At 70.3% G+C, this 15,607-nt stretch carries 16 protein-coding genes and 2 pseudogenes; 6 read left to right on the top strand and 12 right to left on the bottom strand.

What is annotated here, in order from left to right; genetic code table 11:
- On the bottom strand, positions 1-816 hold an 816-nt coding region (locus ACRDTB_RS32275; protein ID WP_431435988.1), incomplete at its 3' end, for an alpha/beta fold hydrolase.
- A 376-nt stretch (positions 817-1,192) separates the two neighbouring features.
- Between ACRDTB_RS32275 and ACRDTB_RS32280 the strand changes: the two genes are divergently transcribed.
- Together ACRDTB_RS32280 and ACRDTB_RS32285 are read left to right on the top strand one after the other, a co-directional pair.
- Positions 1,193-1,891, top strand: coding sequence for a DNA alkylation repair protein (locus ACRDTB_RS32280; protein ID WP_431435989.1), 699 nt, complete (start codon positions 1,193-1,195; stop codon positions 1,889-1,891).
- 18 nt (positions 1,892-1,909) lie between these two features.
- Positions 1,910-2,698: an aminoglycoside N(3)-acetyltransferase gene (locus ACRDTB_RS32285; protein ID WP_431435990.1), complete on the top strand. Its 789-nt coding sequence runs from the start codon at positions 1,910-1,912 to the stop codon at positions 2,696-2,698.
- A gap of 17 nt (positions 2,699-2,715) precedes the next feature.
- Here the strand turns inward: ACRDTB_RS32285 and ACRDTB_RS32290 are convergent, their stop codons facing one another.
- The 9 genes from ACRDTB_RS32290 to ACRDTB_RS32330 form a co-directional block, all read right to left on the bottom strand.
- Positions 2,716-3,318 (bottom strand): hypothetical protein, encoded by a 603-nt coding sequence (locus ACRDTB_RS32290; protein WP_431435991.1) that lies wholly within the window; start codon positions 3,316-3,318, stop codon positions 2,716-2,718.
- Positions 3,319-3,377: 59 nt separating this feature from the next.
- Positions 3,378-5,885 (bottom strand): phenylalanine--tRNA ligase subunit beta, encoded by a 2,508-nt coding sequence (gene pheT, locus ACRDTB_RS32295; RefSeq protein ID WP_431435992.1) that lies wholly within the window; start codon positions 5,883-5,885, stop codon positions 3,378-3,380.
- A 44-nt stretch (positions 5,886-5,929) separates the two neighbouring features.
- Positions 5,930-7,000 carry a phenylalanine--tRNA ligase subunit alpha gene (pheS, locus tag ACRDTB_RS32300; protein ID WP_431435993.1) on the bottom strand — a complete coding sequence of 357 codons (1,071 nt, stop codon included), beginning with the start codon at positions 6,998-7,000 and terminating at the stop codon, positions 5,930-5,932.
- 141 nt (positions 7,001-7,141) lie between these two features.
- On the bottom strand, positions 7,142-7,963 hold the full coding sequence (locus tag ACRDTB_RS32305; protein ID WP_431435994.1) for a DUF6159 family protein: 822 nt from the start codon (positions 7,961-7,963) through the stop codon (positions 7,142-7,144).
- Between the two features lie 34 nt (positions 7,964-7,997).
- Entirely contained in the window at positions 7,998-8,816 is an 819-nt protein-coding gene (locus ACRDTB_RS32310) for a TrmH family RNA methyltransferase (protein WP_431435995.1), read from the bottom strand.
- Between the two features lie 8 nt (positions 8,817-8,824).
- Positions 8,825-9,199, bottom strand: a complete 375-nt coding sequence (gene rplT, locus ACRDTB_RS32315) for a 50S ribosomal protein L20 (RefSeq protein WP_431435996.1) — start codon at positions 9,197-9,199, stop codon at positions 8,825-8,827.
- A gap of 67 nt (positions 9,200-9,266) precedes the next feature.
- On the bottom strand, positions 9,267-9,461 hold the full coding sequence (gene rpmI, locus ACRDTB_RS32320; RefSeq protein ID WP_431435997.1) for a 50S ribosomal protein L35: 195 nt from the start codon (positions 9,459-9,461) through the stop codon (positions 9,267-9,269).
- 72 nt (positions 9,462-9,533) lie between these two features.
- Positions 9,534-10,145: a translation initiation factor IF-3 gene (gene infC, locus ACRDTB_RS32325; protein ID WP_431435998.1), complete on the bottom strand. Its 612-nt coding sequence runs from the start codon at positions 10,143-10,145 to the stop codon at positions 9,534-9,536.
- A 294-nt stretch (positions 10,146-10,439) separates the two neighbouring features.
- The gene (locus ACRDTB_RS32330; protein WP_431435999.1) at positions 10,440-10,895 is read right to left on the bottom strand and encodes a pyridoxamine 5'-phosphate oxidase family protein; all 456 of its coding nucleotides are present in this window, start codon (positions 10,893-10,895) and stop codon (positions 10,440-10,442) included.
- Positions 10,896-10,960: 65 nt separating this feature from the next.
- On the opposite strand from ACRDTB_RS32330, the gene ACRDTB_RS32335 reads away from it, so the two are divergent.
- Positions 10,961-11,527 carry a TetR/AcrR family transcriptional regulator gene (locus ACRDTB_RS32335; protein ID WP_431436000.1) on the top strand — a complete coding sequence of 189 codons (567 nt, stop codon included), beginning with the start codon at positions 10,961-10,963 and terminating at the stop codon, positions 11,525-11,527.
- On the opposite strand, the gene ACRDTB_RS32340 is transcribed toward ACRDTB_RS32335, so the two are convergent.
- A complete protein-coding gene (locus ACRDTB_RS32340; RefSeq protein WP_431436001.1) occupies positions 11,486-11,959 on the bottom strand; it encodes an SRPBCC family protein in 474 nt (157 codons plus the stop codon). The two genes, ACRDTB_RS32335 and ACRDTB_RS32340, sit on opposite strands and share 42 nt — an antisense overlap.
- A gap of 33 nt (positions 11,960-11,992) precedes the next feature.
- Here ACRDTB_RS32340 and ACRDTB_RS32345 point away from each other — a divergent pair, with 33 nt between their 5' ends.
- From ACRDTB_RS32345 to ACRDTB_RS32355, 3 genes and pseudogenes are all read left to right on the top strand, one after another.
- Positions 11,993-12,883 (top strand): oxidoreductase, encoded by an 891-nt coding sequence (locus ACRDTB_RS32345; protein ID WP_431436002.1) that lies wholly within the window; start codon positions 11,993-11,995, stop codon positions 12,881-12,883.
- Positions 12,884-13,308: 425 nt separating this feature from the next.
- A pseudogene (locus ACRDTB_RS32350) lies at positions 13,309-13,820 on the top strand (IS110 family transposase); the annotation flags it as partial.
- Positions 13,798-13,926, top strand: a pseudogene (locus ACRDTB_RS32355) (IS110 family transposase); the annotation flags it as partial. The pseudogenes ACRDTB_RS32350 and ACRDTB_RS32355, both read left to right, overlap by 23 nt.
- 151 nt (positions 13,927-14,077) lie before the next feature.
- On the opposite strand, the gene uvrA reads toward ACRDTB_RS32355, so the two are convergent.
- Positions 14,078-15,607, bottom strand: a 1,530-nt coding sequence (gene uvrA, locus ACRDTB_RS32360; RefSeq protein ID WP_431436003.1) for an excinuclease ABC subunit UvrA, incomplete at its 5' end; no start/stop codon positions are given.

Raw genomic sequence — 15,607 nt, forward strand, 5'->3', positions numbered from 1 at the left:
GGCGAACGCGTTGGCCACGTCCTCCCAGCCGTACACGTAGTACGCGGCGGACAGGAAGATGTCGGTCCACTCGGACGGCCCGATCTTGTCGGCCGCCGGCTTGCGCAGCAGCTTGGTTTGCTCGGAGTAGTACAGCCTCTCGACCTCAGCGGCGGTGTCGCCCAGGTGGTAGATGCTGTCGTACTTGGCGACCCACTCCCAGTAGACCTTGATGTTGCGGTCGAACGCGATGTCCTGGTCGATGTTGGCGTCGTACCAGACACGCGTCGGGTTCACGTTGCCGTCGAAGACCACGCGGCGGAACCGGTCCGGGAACATCGTGCCGTACACCTGACCGAGGTAGGTGCCGTACGAGAACCCGTAGTAGTTGATCTGCTCGGCACCCAGCGCCTTGCGGATGCTGTCCAGGTCCTTGGCCGCTTCGATCGTGGTCAGGTGGTCGAGCAGCTTGCCGCCGGCCCGCTTGCAGTCCTTCGCATAGTTCTTGGACCGCTTCAGCCACGCGCGCTCGATACCCGGGGTGATCGGCACGTAGAACGGCCGGTTGTACCCGTCGAACTCGGGGTCACAGCTCAGCGACGGCTGACTGGAGCCGACACCGCGCGGGTCGAAGCCGACCCAGTCGTAGTCGTCACCGGCGCCGTTCGGGACGAAGTCCCCGAAGATCGCGTAGATGAGGCCGGATCCACCGGGGCCGCCCGGGTTCACGAGCATCGGGCCCTGGTACTCGTCGTCCGGGCCCTTGTGGGTCACCCGTGACACGGCCAGCTTGATTTTTTCACCGTTCGGCTTGTTGTAGTCGAGCGGAACCTCCACAAAACCGCACTGAGCGCCCGCCTCGACCAAGGTCGGGTTCTCGCACTCACCCCATTCGATGGGGGGCGGTGTGTACTCCTTGTGACTGCTGGCGGGCTCGGTCTGGTCGGCAGTCGCAAGTGGAGCGACGACCAACCCGCCGACCACAACAACCGCCGCCGCCGTGACGGCAACGAGTCTGTTCACTTTGCCCCTTTTCTTCTACTTGTCGTCCCTGGGATCCCGTCCTGCTCAGGGACACCGGCAGAGCCTGCCCGCAGCACCCCCGCTAGGGAATACGCCATCCGTCGATTTATAAGATCGTGACCGCACGCTCCGCGACGCGTCGGTTACCGGACACGACATTCTGTCGGTGGTCCCGCGTAGCTTCCCGGTCATGGACACACCCGCCATCGCCTCCGCACCGTTGCTCGCAGCCGCCCGCGGTGGGCTGGCCGAGCTGGCCGACCCGCGCAAGGCGCCGGACATGCGGCGGTACATGAAGTCCGAGATGCCCTTTCGCGGAGTGCCCTCGCCGGAGCGCCGCGCACTGGTCCGACGCCTGGTCGCCGAGCACCCACTGTCCGATGTGGACGCATGGCGGGCCACGGTGCTGTCGCTGTGGCGGGCCGCGGAGTACCGGGAGGAGCGATACCTGGCCATCGACCTCACCGGGCACCGCCGCTACGCCGGCTGGCAGGAGCCCGGCCTGCTGCCGATGTACGAGGAGCTGATCGTCACCGGCGCCTGGTGGGACTATGTGGACGACGTGGCGAGCCGGCGGGTCGGGCCGTTACTGCGGGCCTACCGCGACACGGTCACTCCCGTGCTGTGGCGGTGGGCCACCGACGCCGACCTGTGGCGCCGCCGCACGTCGATCATCTGCCAGCTCGGGTCCAAGGAGGACACCGACACGAAGCTGCTCACCCACAGCATCGAGGCCAACCTCGGCGACCGGGAGTTCTTCATCCGCAAGGGCATCGGCTGGGCGCTGCGGCAGTTCGCGCGCACCGAGCCCGCGTGGGTGCGCGCGTTCGTCGACGCCCACCCGGCACTGTCGCCGCTGTCCCGGAGGGAGGCGACCAAACACCTTTGATCCCGGCAAGATGGAGGCATGCCAGCAGGACCCCAGACTCGCGCCACCATCGCCACCGAACTCACGCGGCTCGGCGTGCGCCAGGGCGAGACGGTGCTCGTACACGCCTCGCTGAGCTCGTTCGGCTGGGTCTGCGGCGGCGCGGTCGCGGTCGTCCAGGCGCTGCTCGACGCGCTCGGGCCCGAGGGCACGCTGGTGGCCCCGACCCAGACGATGGGCAACTCGGACCCCCGGCACTGGTCACGTCCTCCCGTGCCCGAGGAGTGGTGGCCCGTCATCCGGGACACGATGCCCGCCTTCGACCCACGGATCACGCCGAGCATCGGCATCGGCGCGATCGGCGAGCTGGTCCGGCTGTGGCCGGGCGCCGTACGCAGCAACCATCCGCACGCGTCGTTCGCGGCGGTCGGCCCGGCCGCCCGCGAGCTGATGGCCGAGCACCGGCTGGACAGCCATCTCGGTGAGCACTCCCCGCTCGCCGCGCTGGAGCGTGCCGGCGCGCGGGTGCTGCTGTTGGGCGTGGGCTTTCACTCGTGCACGGCGTTCCACCTGGCCGAGTACCGTGTGCCGGCACCCTCGACGGAGTTCGGCGCCGCCGTTCTGACCGAGGACGGCGGCCGGGAGTGGATCACGTACCGGGACGTGGCCACCGACAGCGACGACTTCGCCGCCCTGGGCGAGAGCTTCGAGAGCACGGGCGCGGTCACGAGGGGCCGGGTGGGTCAGGCGGTGTGCCGCCTGTTCGAGGTGGACAAGGCGGTGGCGCACGCCGTCGGCTGGCTACCCCTGAACCGCACGCACACCTGACTGGAGGGAGTCCGGGCTCAGCTTGTTGTTTGACCTGGGTGGCTTTGGTGTTGTTCGAGGCTGAGGTTACGTTTGACGGTCTTGCCGATGTTGTGACGGGGCGCTGGTTTGTGGTTCGTCGCGCCGAGTGGGCGTCCAGGACCGGGTCGGGATGGTTTCGGTGTGGCTGCTGGGTGAGTGGTTGTTGGGCGGAGGTTGCGAAACCCTCGCCGGACGCGGGCGGGAGTCAGTCGGCGGGGCTTGGTGACCGGTTTCTCCCAAGGCCGGCGGTGATCCTCGACGGTGGGGCGGGCCAGCCGCAGTTGTGTGTGGATGGCCAGGATCAGCCACGTCCAGCGGTCGGCTGATTCGGGCGCGCGCGGTTTGGGGCGGGTCCATCCCAGGGTCTGCTTGAACAGCCGGAAGGTGTGTTCGAGGTCGAATCGGCGCAGGAATGCCTGCCAGAGCAGGTCGACCAGTTCGGCGCTGGCGTCGGTGACCGAGGACCACAGCCACACCGGTTTGGGGTCCCGGTCGCCAGGCAGATGTTCGACCTGGAAACGGATCGCGGTGCCCTCGACAAGAGGCAGTTCGCCGTCGTGGTCCAGCCAGGGGCCGCGGTGAGTCAGGCGTGGGTGCACCGATCCCAGGCCCGCGCCTGGGCATGCCCGCACCGACGCTACCTGATTAAACAACAAGCTCAGGCGCGCAGCGTCGCCCCGAACCGCGCCCCCGCCGCGGCCACGGCGGCGTCCCGCGCGGCGGTCGCCTCCTCGACGGTCAGAGTCCGGTCCGGAGCCCGGAACCGGAGCGCGTAGGCGAGCGACCGCTTGCCCCCGCCGACCTGCTCACCGGTGAACACGTCGAACAGGCTCAGGTCCTCGAGCAGGTCTCCGCCGCCGTTGCGCAGCGCGCCGGCAACCTCGGCGACCGGCACGGACACGTCGACGACCAACGCCACGTCCAGCAGCACGGGCGGGTACGGCGACGGCGCGGGCGCGGGCCGGCGCTCCACGAGCGGCAGCCCGTCCAGCTTCAGCTCCATCGCGCAGGTGCGCTTCGGCAGGCCCAGCCGGTCGACGACCTTGGGGTGCAGCTCGCCGGCATAGCCGACCGGCAGCTCGCCGACCAGCAGCTGCGCGCACCGGCCCGGATGCCACGGGGCGAGTTCGCCGGACCGCACGGTCAGCGTCACCCCGGATGCCTCGGCGACGAGCTGCGCCGCGCGCACGGCGTCCGCCCAGCTCGCCGGGGTGCCGGGACCCCACCAGCCCGCACGCTCGCGGTGCCCGGAGAGCACGACGGCCACGTGGGTCGGCTGCTGGGGCAGCGCGGCGTGCAGGCTCGCCAGCTCCGAGTCGCTCGGGCGACCGGCCACGCCGACCGACGGCACGGGCACCTGCCTCCCCTTCGGCAACACAACCTGTCCTATGTGGAACAAGCCGACGTCGCGCGTCCCTCGGGAGACGTTGCGCACCAGCACGTCGAGCATGCTCGGCAACAGCGTGGTGGCCAGCTCGCTGCGGTCGGCCTCCATCGGGTTCAGCAGCGACACCGTGCGCCGACGGCTGTCGTCGGGGGCCAGGCCGAGGGAGTCCCATACGGCCGGGGAGACGAACGGGAACGGCAGCACCTCGATGTACCCGGCCTCCGCGAGCGCCCGGGCCACCGTTCGGCGGCGGCGCTGCGCGGCGGTGGTCCCCGTGCCGGGTGGCGCGGCGGGCAGCTCGGACGGGATGGTGTCGTAGCCCTCGAGCCGCAGCACCTCCTCGACCAGGTCGGCCGGCTCGGCCAGGTCCGGCCGCCAGCTCGGCGGCTGCACCTTGACGATCGGCGTGCCGTTGTCCGCGGAGCCGACCTCGGTGCCGCAGCCGATCTGGTTCAGCCGCCGCACGGTCACGCCCCGCTCGTAGCTGATGCCGGCGACCCGGTCGGGCAGGCTGATCGCCATCGTCACGGTCGGCAGCGGGCGGGCGGCGCCGGCGTCGCTGCGGCCGGGCTGGATGCTGCCGTCGGCGTGGTCGCGCAGCAACCGGGCGGCCCGCTCCAGGGCGGCCGGCGGCAGCAGCGGGTCGACGCAGCGCTCGAACCGCTTGGCCGCCTCGCTCGGCAGCCGGTGCCGGCGCACCGCGCGGGCGATCGACGCCGGGTCCCAGATGGCGGCCTCGAGCAGGATGTCCGTGCTGTCCGTGCGCACCTCGCTGGTCGCACCGCCCATGACGCCGGCCAGTGACACCGGCCCGGACTCGTCGCACACGACGATGTCGTCGGGGTCGAGCTCACGCTCGATGTCGTCCAGCGTGGTCAGCTTCTCGCCCTTCGCGGCCCGCCGCACGACGATCCGGCTCTTGAGCGACGGGGTGTCGAACGCGTGCATCGGCTGGCCGGTCTCGAGCATCACGTAGTTGGTGACGTCGACGGTCAGCGAGATCGACCGGATGCCGGCGAGCAGCAGCCGGCGGCGCACCCACCACGGCGTCGGCGCGGTCGGGTCGACACCGGTGACCCGGCGGGCCACGAACCGCTGGCAGCCCTCGGTGTCCTCGATCTCCACCGGGAACGCGTCGCCCTCGGCGACCGGCACGTCGATCGCCGCCGGGTCGCGGTACTGCACGTCCAGCGCGCACGCCAGCTCGCGGGCCAGGCCGCGCACGGAGAACGCGTACCCGCGGTCGGGCGTGATCGACAGCTCGATGACCGACTCGTCCAGCCCGAGCAGCTCGATCGCGTCGTCACCGGCGCCGGCCTCGCCGCTGGGCAGCACGAGGATGCCCGTGTGGTCGTCGCCGAGGCCCAGCTCGCGGACCGAGCAGATCATGCCGTCGCTGACCCGGCCGTAGGTGTTGCGCGCCGAGATCGCGAACCCGCCGGCCAGCACGGCACCGGGCAGGGCGACGATCACCAGGTCACCCTCCACGAAGTTCGTTGCGCCGCAAACGATCCCGCGCATCCGCGGCTCGCCCGCGTCGTCCGGGCCGTCGTCGGGCTCGGCGACCTCGACCATGCAGTAGCGGATCGGCTTCTTGAACTCGGTGAGCTCCTCGATCTCGGCCACCCGGCCGACCACGACCGGACCGGTCACCTCGCCGAGCGGGGTGACCTCCTCGACCTCGATGCCGACCCGAACGAAGGCGTCCGCGAGCTGTTCCGCGGTGAACCTCTCGTCCGTCTCGAGGTGCTCGGTGAGCCAGCTGACGGGAACCCGCACCGGGTTGTCCTTTCGGTAACTACGAACAGATGTGTCGGCGGCGCTCAGGACGCCTCGGTGCCGAACGGCACGGTGAACCGGGCGTCGCCCTCCACCATGTCCCGCATGTCCGGAATGCCGTTGCGGAACTGGAGGGTCCGCTCGATGCCCATGCCGAACGCGTAGCCGGAGTAGACATCCGGGTCGACCCCGCAGGCCCGCAGGACGTTGGGGTTCACCATGCCGCAGCCACCCCACTCGACCCAGCCCGGGCCGCCCTTCTTCTCCTCGAACCACACGTCCGGCTCGGCGGAGGGCTCGGTGAACGGGAAGTACGACGGGCGCAGGCGGATCTTGGCCTTGTCGCCGAACATGGCGCGGGCGAAGGCATCCAGCGTGCCCTTGAGATGCGCCATGGTCAGGCCCTTGTCCACGGCCAGCCCCTCGACCTGGTGGAACACCGGCGTGTGGGTGGCGTCCAGCTCGTCGGTACGGAACGTGCGGCCGGGGCAGACGACGTACACCGGCAGGTCGCGCTCGAGCAGCGCGCGGATCTGCACCGGCGAGGTGTGCGTGCGCAGCACCAGGCCCGAGTCCGCGGGCGCGACGTAGAACGTGTCCTGCATGGTCCGCGCCGGATGGTCCTTCTTGAAGTTCAGCGCGTCGAAGTTGAACCACTCGGTCTCGAGCTCGGGCCCCTCCGCGATCTCGTAGCCCATCCCGACGAACACGTCGGCGATCCGCTCGGAGAGCGTGGTGATCGGGTGCCGGGCGCCGCGCGGGACACGGTCCCAGGGCAGCGTGACGTCCACGCCCTCCTCGCACAGCACCCGCTCGTCACGCTCGGCCTCGAGCTCCGCGCGGCGCGCGTCGAACGCCTCGCGGACGACCTTCTGTACCTCGTTGACCCGCTTGCCCGCGTCGGAGCGCGCGTTCGGTGGCAGCGCGCCGATCTCGCGGCGGGCGATCATCAGCGGCGCCTTGTCCCCGAGGTGGGCGGGCTTGACGGCCGCCAGTGCGTCCAGGTCAGCCGCGGCCGAGAACTCCTTGCGCGCCCGCTCGACGGCGGCCTGCAGCGTCTCCGGCGCGAGCGCCGCGACCTGCTTGGGATCGTAGGAGTCGTTAGCGGCGGACATGATGGGTGAACAGCTCCCGGGAATGGTGGCAATGGTTGCCCGTGGGCGAGACGGCTGTGCCTACCCCGAGCACTGTGATCCTAGGTGATCGGATGAATCGCCTCACACGCAGTTTCCGTGACGTCCGAAAATGTGCCGTGGTCAGCGACGTCGTGGCGGAAAGGCGTGACCGAGGTCGGTGTCGGCGAACGCGGCCGCCGAGGTGCCGTCGGCGGCGTAGCGGTACAGCGCGGTCCGGTAGATCCCGGACAGCGCGGCGATGATGATCGCGACGAGCAGGCCCCACCCGACCGCGATGATCACGCAGGCGAGCAACGTCGCGCCGCCGGCCGCGGTGCCCAGCCCGACGAGCAGGACGCACGGCAGGAACAGCAGGAACCCGAACACGCCGATGCCGGCGTTGCCCAGCACGTTCTCGCCCCAGGTGCCGCGGAACATGGTCGCCGAGCGGCGGATGGCGTCGCGGGCGCCGGTCCGCTCGAGCACCAGCACCGGCAGCACCAGGTAGGTGACGAGGGTCCACGCCATGCCGATCAGCCCGATGACGATCCGGCCGAGGAAGCCCAGCCGCTCCTCGATCGCCCGCAGCACCAGCGAGACGGTGGCGGACAGCAGCGCCCACGGCAGGATCCGCAGCCAGTTGGCGCCGGCCACCCGCAGCCCGCCGGCCACGCTCGGGTCGCCGCCGGTCAGCGCGACGTTGGCCTGCGAGATCAGCGCGGTGTTGAAGAAGATCGCGACATAGGCCGAGACGAGGTAGAAGGCGAGCAGCAGCAGGTACGTGGCGGGGGTCGTCGACCCGCTGTCGAAGTCGATCGTGAACACGGCCGGGGTCAGGAAGACGACCGCGACCAGCAGGCCCGCGACCCCGGAGAGGACCGGAAAGACGGCCAGCTCCTTGCGCGAGTGCAGTACGTGCCACGACGCCTTGAACATCCGCCACGATGTCGCGAACCGGCCCATCGGGCCACCCCCCAGTCGCTCGAGTGCCCAGAACCTACCCTGAGCGCGGCGCTCGCTGCCGCCAGGCCGTGGCGTACAGGCAGACGGCGGCCGCGGTCGCGAGGTTGAGGCTCTCCGCGTCGCCGTAGACCGGGACGCGCAGCGCGTGGTCCAGCGTGGCGACGACGTCGTCGGGCAGGCCGTGCGCCTCGCTGCCGAAGACCCACGCGGTCGGGCCGGCCAGGCCGGTGTCGGACATCAGGTCGTCGGAGGCGTGCCCGTCGGCCGCGACCAGCCGCAGACCCGCGGCGCGGCACGCGTCGAGCACCTCGGCGACCGGCGCGCGCGAGACGGGCAGGTGGAACACGCTGCCGGTGGACGCGCGGACGCACTTGCCGTTGTGCGGGTCGACCGCGTGGCCCGCCAGCACCACGGCGTCGGCGCCGGCCGCGTCCGCCACGCGGATCACGGTGCCCGCGTTGCCGGGGTCGGACACGCCGGCCAGCACGGCGACCAGCCGTGGCGATCCGGCGAGCGCGGTGTCGATCGGGACGTCGACGAGGTCGCAGACGGCGACGACGCCCTGCGGTGTGACCGTCTCGGACAGGCCGGCCGCGGCGCGCTCGGTCACCGCCGACACCGGCACGCCGGCCTCGGCGGCCAGCGCCGCGAGGTCGCCGGGCATCGACACGGCGAACACCTCGTGCACGACGCCGCGTCCGGCGATGCTCCAGCGCAGCGCCTCGCGCACGGCCTGGGCGCCCTCGGCGAGGAAGCGGCCGGCCTTGACCCGGCCGGCGCGCCTGGTCAGGGCCCGAGCAGCAGTGACCCGGGGCGTCCTCTCCGTGAAAGGACCGTCCCCGGGTCGCGTCACCTGCGGGTTCAGGAAGCCTTGCCCTGCGGGTCGGCCTTCTCGCGGGCCACGTCCACCAGCGCCGCGAAGGCGTTGGGGTCGTTGACCGCGAGCTCGGCGAGGATCTTGCGGTCCACCTCGACACCGGCTGCCTTGAGACCCTGGATGAAGCGGTTGTAGGTCATGCCGTTCTGACGAGCCGCGGCGTTGATGCGGGTGATCCACAGCTGGCGGAAGTCACCCTTGCGGGCCCGGCGGTCCCGGTAGGCGTAGTTGAGCGAGTGGAGCATCTGCTCCTTCGCCTTGCGGTACAGCCGCGAGCGCTGACCCCGGTAGCCACTGGCCAGCTCGAGGGTCGTCCGGCGCTTCTTGTGGGCGTTGACCGCCCGCTTGACGCGTGCCACGGTTCAATCCTGTCGATCTAGAGGGCGGCGCGAACGCTGCCCGGGTGGTCATGGAAAGGAATGCGACTCAACGGCCGAGCAGCTTCTTGATGCGCTTGACGTCCTGCGGGGCGACCTCGGTCGTGCCGGACAGGCGCCGGGTCAGTGTGCTGGGCTTCTTCTCCAGCTTGTGCCGCATGCCGGCCTTCTGCCGGCGCAGCTTCCCCCTGCCGGTGATCCGGATCCGCTTCGCCGTGCCGGAGTGGGTCTTGTTCTTTGGCATGTCAGTCCTCGTGCTCGTCTACCGGAGCGTCGTCTCAGGTCGCTCCGTGTCCTTGCCGGACGCTCCGGCCGGTCAGTTCGTGTCGGTGCCCGCGCTCGCCTTGGGCCGCGTCTTCTGCGTCTTGTGCGGCGCCAGCACCATGATCATGTTTCGGCCGTCCTGCTTCGGCGCCGCCTCGACGAAGCCGAGGTTGGCCACGTCGTCGGCGAGGCGCTGCAGCAGGCGGAAGCCGAGCTCCGGCCGGGACTGCTCGCGGCCACGGAACATGATCGTCACCTTGACCTTGTTCCCGTGCTCGAGGAACCGCATGACGTGGCCCCTCTTGGTCTCGTAGTCGTGTGTGTCGATCTTCGGGCGGAGCTTCTGCTCCTTGATCACGGTGAGCTGCTGGTTTCGGCGGGACTCCCGCGCCTTCTGCGCGCTCTCGTACTTGTACTTGCCGTAGTCCATGAGCCTGCAGACCGGCGGTCGTGCTTGGGGGGCAACCTCCACGAGGTCCAGGTCCGCCTCCTGAGCCAGTCGAAGTGCGTCCTCGATGCGCACGATCCCGACCTGCTCTCCGTTCGGTCCAACCAGTCGGACCTCCGGGACTCGGATGCGGTCATTGATACGTGTGTCGGAGCTGATGGGGCCTCCTCGGGCCGAGTTCTCTGTTCTGGCGACACCCGCGTCCCGAAACCCCACACACAGCACGAACCCCGCACACTGTGGGTGCGCGGGGCCCGCTTCCGACCGATCCTCGACACTGGTTGTCGAGACACCGCCACCGGAGTCGACGAGCGACACCGGCCGCGGCGACCGGAACCCGGCCACCTGCGGTGACTCGGGTGGGAGCGGGGCTCCACTTCGCGGCCTCGTTGGCACGAGGCTGGTCGCGTCCTACAGATTAGCAGAACGGCCTGATCGCCCGACTTATGCCGGGTCCCACTGGTAGCGCGGCTCGGGCCGGCCAGCCTGGCCGTATCACGGCGGCCGGTCTCAGGTCCGGGTCCGGCGGCGGTGGCCGCGGCCGGGGTGCCACGACTCGATCACGAGGTGGTCGGCCGGCTCGCCGAGGTAGGTCAGCGCGACCTCGGTGATGTCGATCCGGAAGAAGCCGGCGCCCTCGTGCGGGTTGTCCGGCGGTGCCGGGATCTCCACGGCGCGGCCGGCCAGCTTGGCGTCGCCGGACCAGCCGCCCTCCTTGGGTGGCTCGAGGGTCGGGCTGTGCACCGCGATCCGGCCGTCCCGCCGGACGTCGCGCAGCTTCATCGAGCCGCCCATCATGCCGAACGTGACCTCGCCGTCGGCGAAGTCGAGCTCCGAGGCACTGATCCGGGGCGAGCCGTCGGCGCGCAACGTGGCGATGGTCTTGTTGGTACCGGCGCCGAACACGGCACGCACCCGCTCGGCGAACTCCGGCGCCTCCTTCTCGATCTCCTGCCAGGTTGCCATCGCGCTCCCTTTTTTGAACCGTCATTCGGATACTACGACTTTATGATTCGTGGTTCAATAATTCGGTGGGCCGGCCGCGCAAGATCTCCGACGACGAGCTGATGGCGGCCTGCGGCCGGGCGATCGGCCGGCACGGGCCGGGCTTCACGCTGGCGCAGGTGGCGGCGGACGCGGGTGTCGCCGTCGGCACGGTGTCCGGCCGGTTCGGCTCGAAGCACGGCCTGCTGCTGGCGATGATGACGGCGGCGTCGGACGACGTGGCGGAGCGGATGCGCGCGGCCGCGGCCCGGCACGCCGACCCGGTCGCGTCGATCGTGGCGGCGGTACTGGTCACCGCGGAGGGCGTGGCCGACCCGGCGACGACCACCAACCACCTGGCGCAGCTGGGGGTCGACATGAGCGACCCGAAGCTGCGCGAGGGCCTCGCCGTGCTGCGTGCCCGGGTATGCGAGGTCCTGGGCTCACTGCTCGCGGCGGCCGCGCTGCCCGGCGCACCCCCGCCGGCCCGCGCGGCCCGGATCGTGGCGAGCCTGGCCCACGGGGCACAGCTGGACTGGGCGCTGGCGCCGAACGGGCGGCTGACGCAGCGGCTACGTGCCGACGTCCGGACGGTGCTGGGATCCTGGCGCTAGGTAGCCACGCAGGCCACGCTGGCCGCGCCACATCATGGCGGCGTGGTTGGCGCGGAAGAGCGGCCGGGCGATGGGCGCGAAGGTGCGCAGGAGGCGCTTGTTGACCACGACGCGTTGGTCGATGTCGAGCCGCGAGCCGGTGTGATGGGCACCGACGACGCCCGTGCAGGAGCCCTCGAGGTCGCCGGTCATGACGACGCGGAGCAGCCCGGCGGTGTGGTCCTGCTCGGCGCGGTGCACGCGGAAGGTGAGGGCGTAGGGCAGGAGCGCACGGCAGGTGAGCTCGGCGGTGCCGTCGTCGATCTTGTGCACGGAACGGACGTCCGGCCACCAGCGGGGCCAGTTGGCGAGATCGACGAGCGCGTCGAAGACCCGGGCCGCGGTGGCGGAGACCGACCAGACGTCCCGGAACCAATAGTGGTTGAGCGTCACACCGTCGAGTATGCCTTTGACTAGAGTGCCGTCATGGCGAAATGGACCGCACAGGACGTCCCAGACCAAAGTGGACGCACGGCGATGGTGACCGGGGCGAACAGCGGAATCGGGCTGGTCACGGCTCGCGAGCTGGCTCGTGCGGGAGCGCGGGTGATCATGGCCTGCCGCGACGTGTCGAAGGGCACGACCGCCGCGGCCGGGCTCTCCGGCGACGTCGAGGTCCGCGCGCTCGACCTCGCCGACCTGGCCTCGGTCCGCACCTTCGCCAACTCGGTGACCGATGACGTGGACCTGCTGATCAACAACGCCGGCGTGATGGCCACCCCGCACCGCCGCACGGCGGACGGCTTCGAGATGCAGTTCGGCACCAACCACCTGGGCCACTTCGCGCTGACGGGCCTGCTGCTCCCCCGGATACGCGACCGCGTGGTGACGGTGTCGAGCGAGGCGCACCGGATCGGCCGCATCACGCTGGACGATCTGAACTGGACGCGCCGGCGGTACTCCCGGTGGCGGGCGTACGGGCAGTCCAAGCTGGCGAACCTGCTGTTCACTCACGAACTGACCCGCCGTCTGACCGACGCCGGCTCCCCCCTGCGCGCCGTGGCGGCGCACCCCGGTTACGCGTCGACGAACCTGCAGTCGCACACGGAGTCGTTTCAGGACCGGTTGATGGCGGTGGCGAACCGGCTGGTGGCGCAGAGCGCGGAGATGGGCGCGCTGCCGACCCTGTTCGCCGCGGTGGCCGACGTTCCGGGCGGAAGCTTCGCCGGGCCGGGCGGGTTGTCCGGCCAGCACGGCCACCCGAAGCTCGTGAGCTCATCGAACGCGGCGCGGGATCCCGAGGTGGCACGCGCGTTGTGGGAGCGGTCGTCGGACCTGACCGACGTGACCTTCGACCTCGCCGCGGCTGGCTCGTAGGCCAATGGGGTCGGATAGTGGCTGCCGGTAAGCGGGCCGGGCCGTGGCTCGATGACGAGGAGCGGCGGCCGCCGATCAAAGCCAGCCCGATGTCCAACCCGCGGCCCGCAAGAGCCAAAGTGGCCCGACACAACGAAACGCGCCGCCGCCTCCGCAACACAACCAGGCATCGCGAACCGTCACGCCCGGGCACACCCCTCGTTACCTTTTTCGTAGCTCCTGATCAAGGAGTCGTGGTCGCCAGGTCCGGCATGACTAACGCCCCCAGTCGAACCCATGATCCGGGGGTGATGTCACCGAATCTGGTGGCATCGAGGGACCGCTGATAGGGACACGGCCGCCTGTTGGGTAGGTCTCGTCGTAACGTGGGTGCCGGCCGTCGATGCTCGATCGGCGACCACCGCAGCGCGCGAACAGCATGGTGGATGAACGGCGGGTTTAAGGTCCTTCTCGGCTTGGACGTGGGTAAGGGCGAGCATCACGCGGTCGACCTGGACCTGGTTGGGAAGCGGGTGCATGATGGGCCGTTGCCCAACAGCGAGCCGAGGTTTCGGGCGTTGTTCGACAAGCTCGCTGCGCGAGGCCCGCTGCTGGTCGTGGTCGATCAGCCGGCCACGATCGGCGCGTTGCCGGTCGCGGTGGCGCGGTCTTGTGGCCACCGGGTGGCCTACCTGCCAGGTCCGGCCATGCGCCGCACCGCCGATCTCCACCCCGGCCGCGCGAAGACCGACGCGCGGGACGCGTTCGTCATCAGGGATGCGGCCCGGCCGCACACGCTGCGGCGGTCGACGTGGGTGACGACGCGCTGGCCGAGTTGGAGGTGCTGGTCGGGTTCGACGACGACCTGGCCCGCGAGGCCACCCGGCTCGGCACCCGCATCCGTGGCCTGCTCACCGGCATCCACCCATCGATACCGACTCAACCGCGCACTCCACACCATCGTGCTCACCCGCAGCCGCACCGATCCCGCGACCCGCGCCTACGTCACACGCCGGCTAGCAGAAGGCAAAACCCTCCGCGACATCAAACGCTGCCTGAAAAGGATCCGCACGACAGCTAATCCGCCTGCTCCAGCAACACCACCAGGCCACCTGGCCACCAACGCCTCAAGGCACTTGACGCGACATAGCAGCGTCATAGGGACACCCACCCTCGGAACCCACCCCGCCCCGGCCTCGGGCCCGAGCGCGACGATCAAGCGAGCACGTGGCGGAGGAACTGGCCCGTGTAGCTCTCCTCGATGTCCGCCAGGTCCTCGGGGGTTCCCTCGGCGATGATGGTGCCGCCGCCCGAGCCGCCCTCCGGACCCATGTCGACGATCCAGTCCGACGTCTTGATCACGTCGAGGTTGTGCTCGATGACGATGACCGTGTTTCCCTTGTCCACCAAGCCGTTGATGACGCCGATCAGCTTGCGGATGTCCTCGAAGTGCAGGCCGGTTGTCGGCTCGTCCAGGACGTAGACCGTCTTGCCGGTGGAGCGCTTCTGCAGTTCGGAGGCCAGCTTCACGCGCTGGGCCTCGCCGCCGGACAGCGTCGGCGCCGGCTGGCCCAGGCGCACGTACCCGAGGCCCACGTCGACCAGGGTGCGGAGGTGGCGGTGGATCGACCGGATCGGCTCGAAGAACTTCTCCGCCTCCTCGATCGGCATGTCCAGCACCTCGGAGATGGTCTTGCCCTTGTAGTGCACCTCCAGCGTCTCCCGGTTGTACCGGTCGCCCTTGCACACCTCGCACGGGACGTACACGTCCGGGAGGAAGTTCATCTCGATCTTGATGGTGCCGTCGCCCGCGCATGCCTCGCAGCGGCCGCCCTTGACATTGAACGAGAACCGGCCCGGCTGATAGCCGCGTACCTTTGCCTCCGTCGTGGCCGCGAACAGCTTGCGCACGTGGTCGAACACGCCGGTGTAGGTGGCCGGGTTCGAGCGCGGGGTGCGGCCGATCGGTGACTGGTCGACCCGCACCAGCTTGTCGACCAGGTCGAGCCCCTTCACCCGGGTGTGCCGGCCCGGCACCTGCCGCGCGCCGTTGAGCTTGTTGGCCAGCACCGTCGCCAGGATGTCATTGACCAGCGTCGACTTGCCGGACCCGGACACCCCCGTGACCGCCACCAGGCAGCCCAGCGGGAACGACACGTCGATGCCGCGCAGGTTGTGCTCCCGCGCGCCGACCACGGTCAGCTGCCGCCTGCGGTCGGCCGGCCGGCGCACCGGCGGCACCGGGATCTCCTCACGGCCCGACAGGTACGCCCCGGTCAGCGACGCCTTGTTCTTCAGCAGCTTCGTGAACGGTCCACTGTGGACGATCATGCCGCCGTGCTCACCGGCGCCCGGTCCGATGTCCACCACCCAGTCCGAGCTGCGGATGGTGTCCTCGTCGTGCTCGACCACGATCAGCGTGTTGCCGAGGTCGCGCAGCCGGGTCAGCGTGTTCATCAGCCGGTGGTTGTCCCGCTGGTGCAACCCGATCGACGGCTCGTCGAGCACGTACAGCACGCCGACCAGGCCGGATCCGATCTGCGTGGCCAGCCTGATGCGCTGCGCCTCGCCGCCGGACAGCGTGCCCGACCCGCGGTCGAGCGACAGGTAGTCCAGGCCCACGTCGAGCAGGAAGCGCAGCCGCGCCTGGATCTCCTTGAGCACCGCGCCGGCGATCATCGTCTCGCGGCGGCCCAGCGACAGGCCGTCGAGGAACTCCGCGCACTCCGCGATCGACAGCGCCGA

Origin of the sequence: Actinophytocola sp., from assembly GCF_050699935.1 — a bacterium.
Taxonomy (GTDB): Bacteria; Actinomycetota; Actinomycetes; order Mycobacteriales; family Pseudonocardiaceae; genus Actinophytocola.

Excerpts from the sequence above, each read along its gene's own strand:
- ACRDTB_RS32280 (WP_431435989.1), top strand. The coding sequence starts at position 1,193 with ATGGACACACCCGCCATCGCCTCCGCACCGTTGCTCGCAGCCGCCCGC.
- ACRDTB_RS32285 (WP_431435990.1), top strand. The coding sequence starts at position 1,910 with ATGCCAGCAGGACCCCAGACTCGCGCCACCATCGCCACCGAACTCACG.
- pheS (WP_431435993.1), bottom strand. The coding sequence starts at position 7,000 with ATGTCCGCCGCTAACGACTCCTACGATCCCAAGCAGGTCGCGGCGCTC.
- ACRDTB_RS32305 (WP_431435994.1), bottom strand. The coding sequence starts at position 7,963 with ATGGGCCGGTTCGCGACATCGTGGCGGATGTTCAAGGCGTCGTGGCAC.
- rpmI (WP_431435997.1), bottom strand. The coding sequence starts at position 9,461 with ATGCCAAAGAACAAGACCCACTCCGGCACGGCGAAGCGGATCCGGATC.
- ACRDTB_RS32330 (WP_431435999.1), bottom strand. The coding sequence starts at position 10,895 with ATGGCAACCTGGCAGGAGATCGAGAAGGAGGCGCCGGAGTTCGCCGAG.
- ACRDTB_RS32345 (WP_431436002.1), top strand. The coding sequence starts at position 11,993 with ATGGCGAAATGGACCGCACAGGACGTCCCAGACCAAAGTGGACGCACG.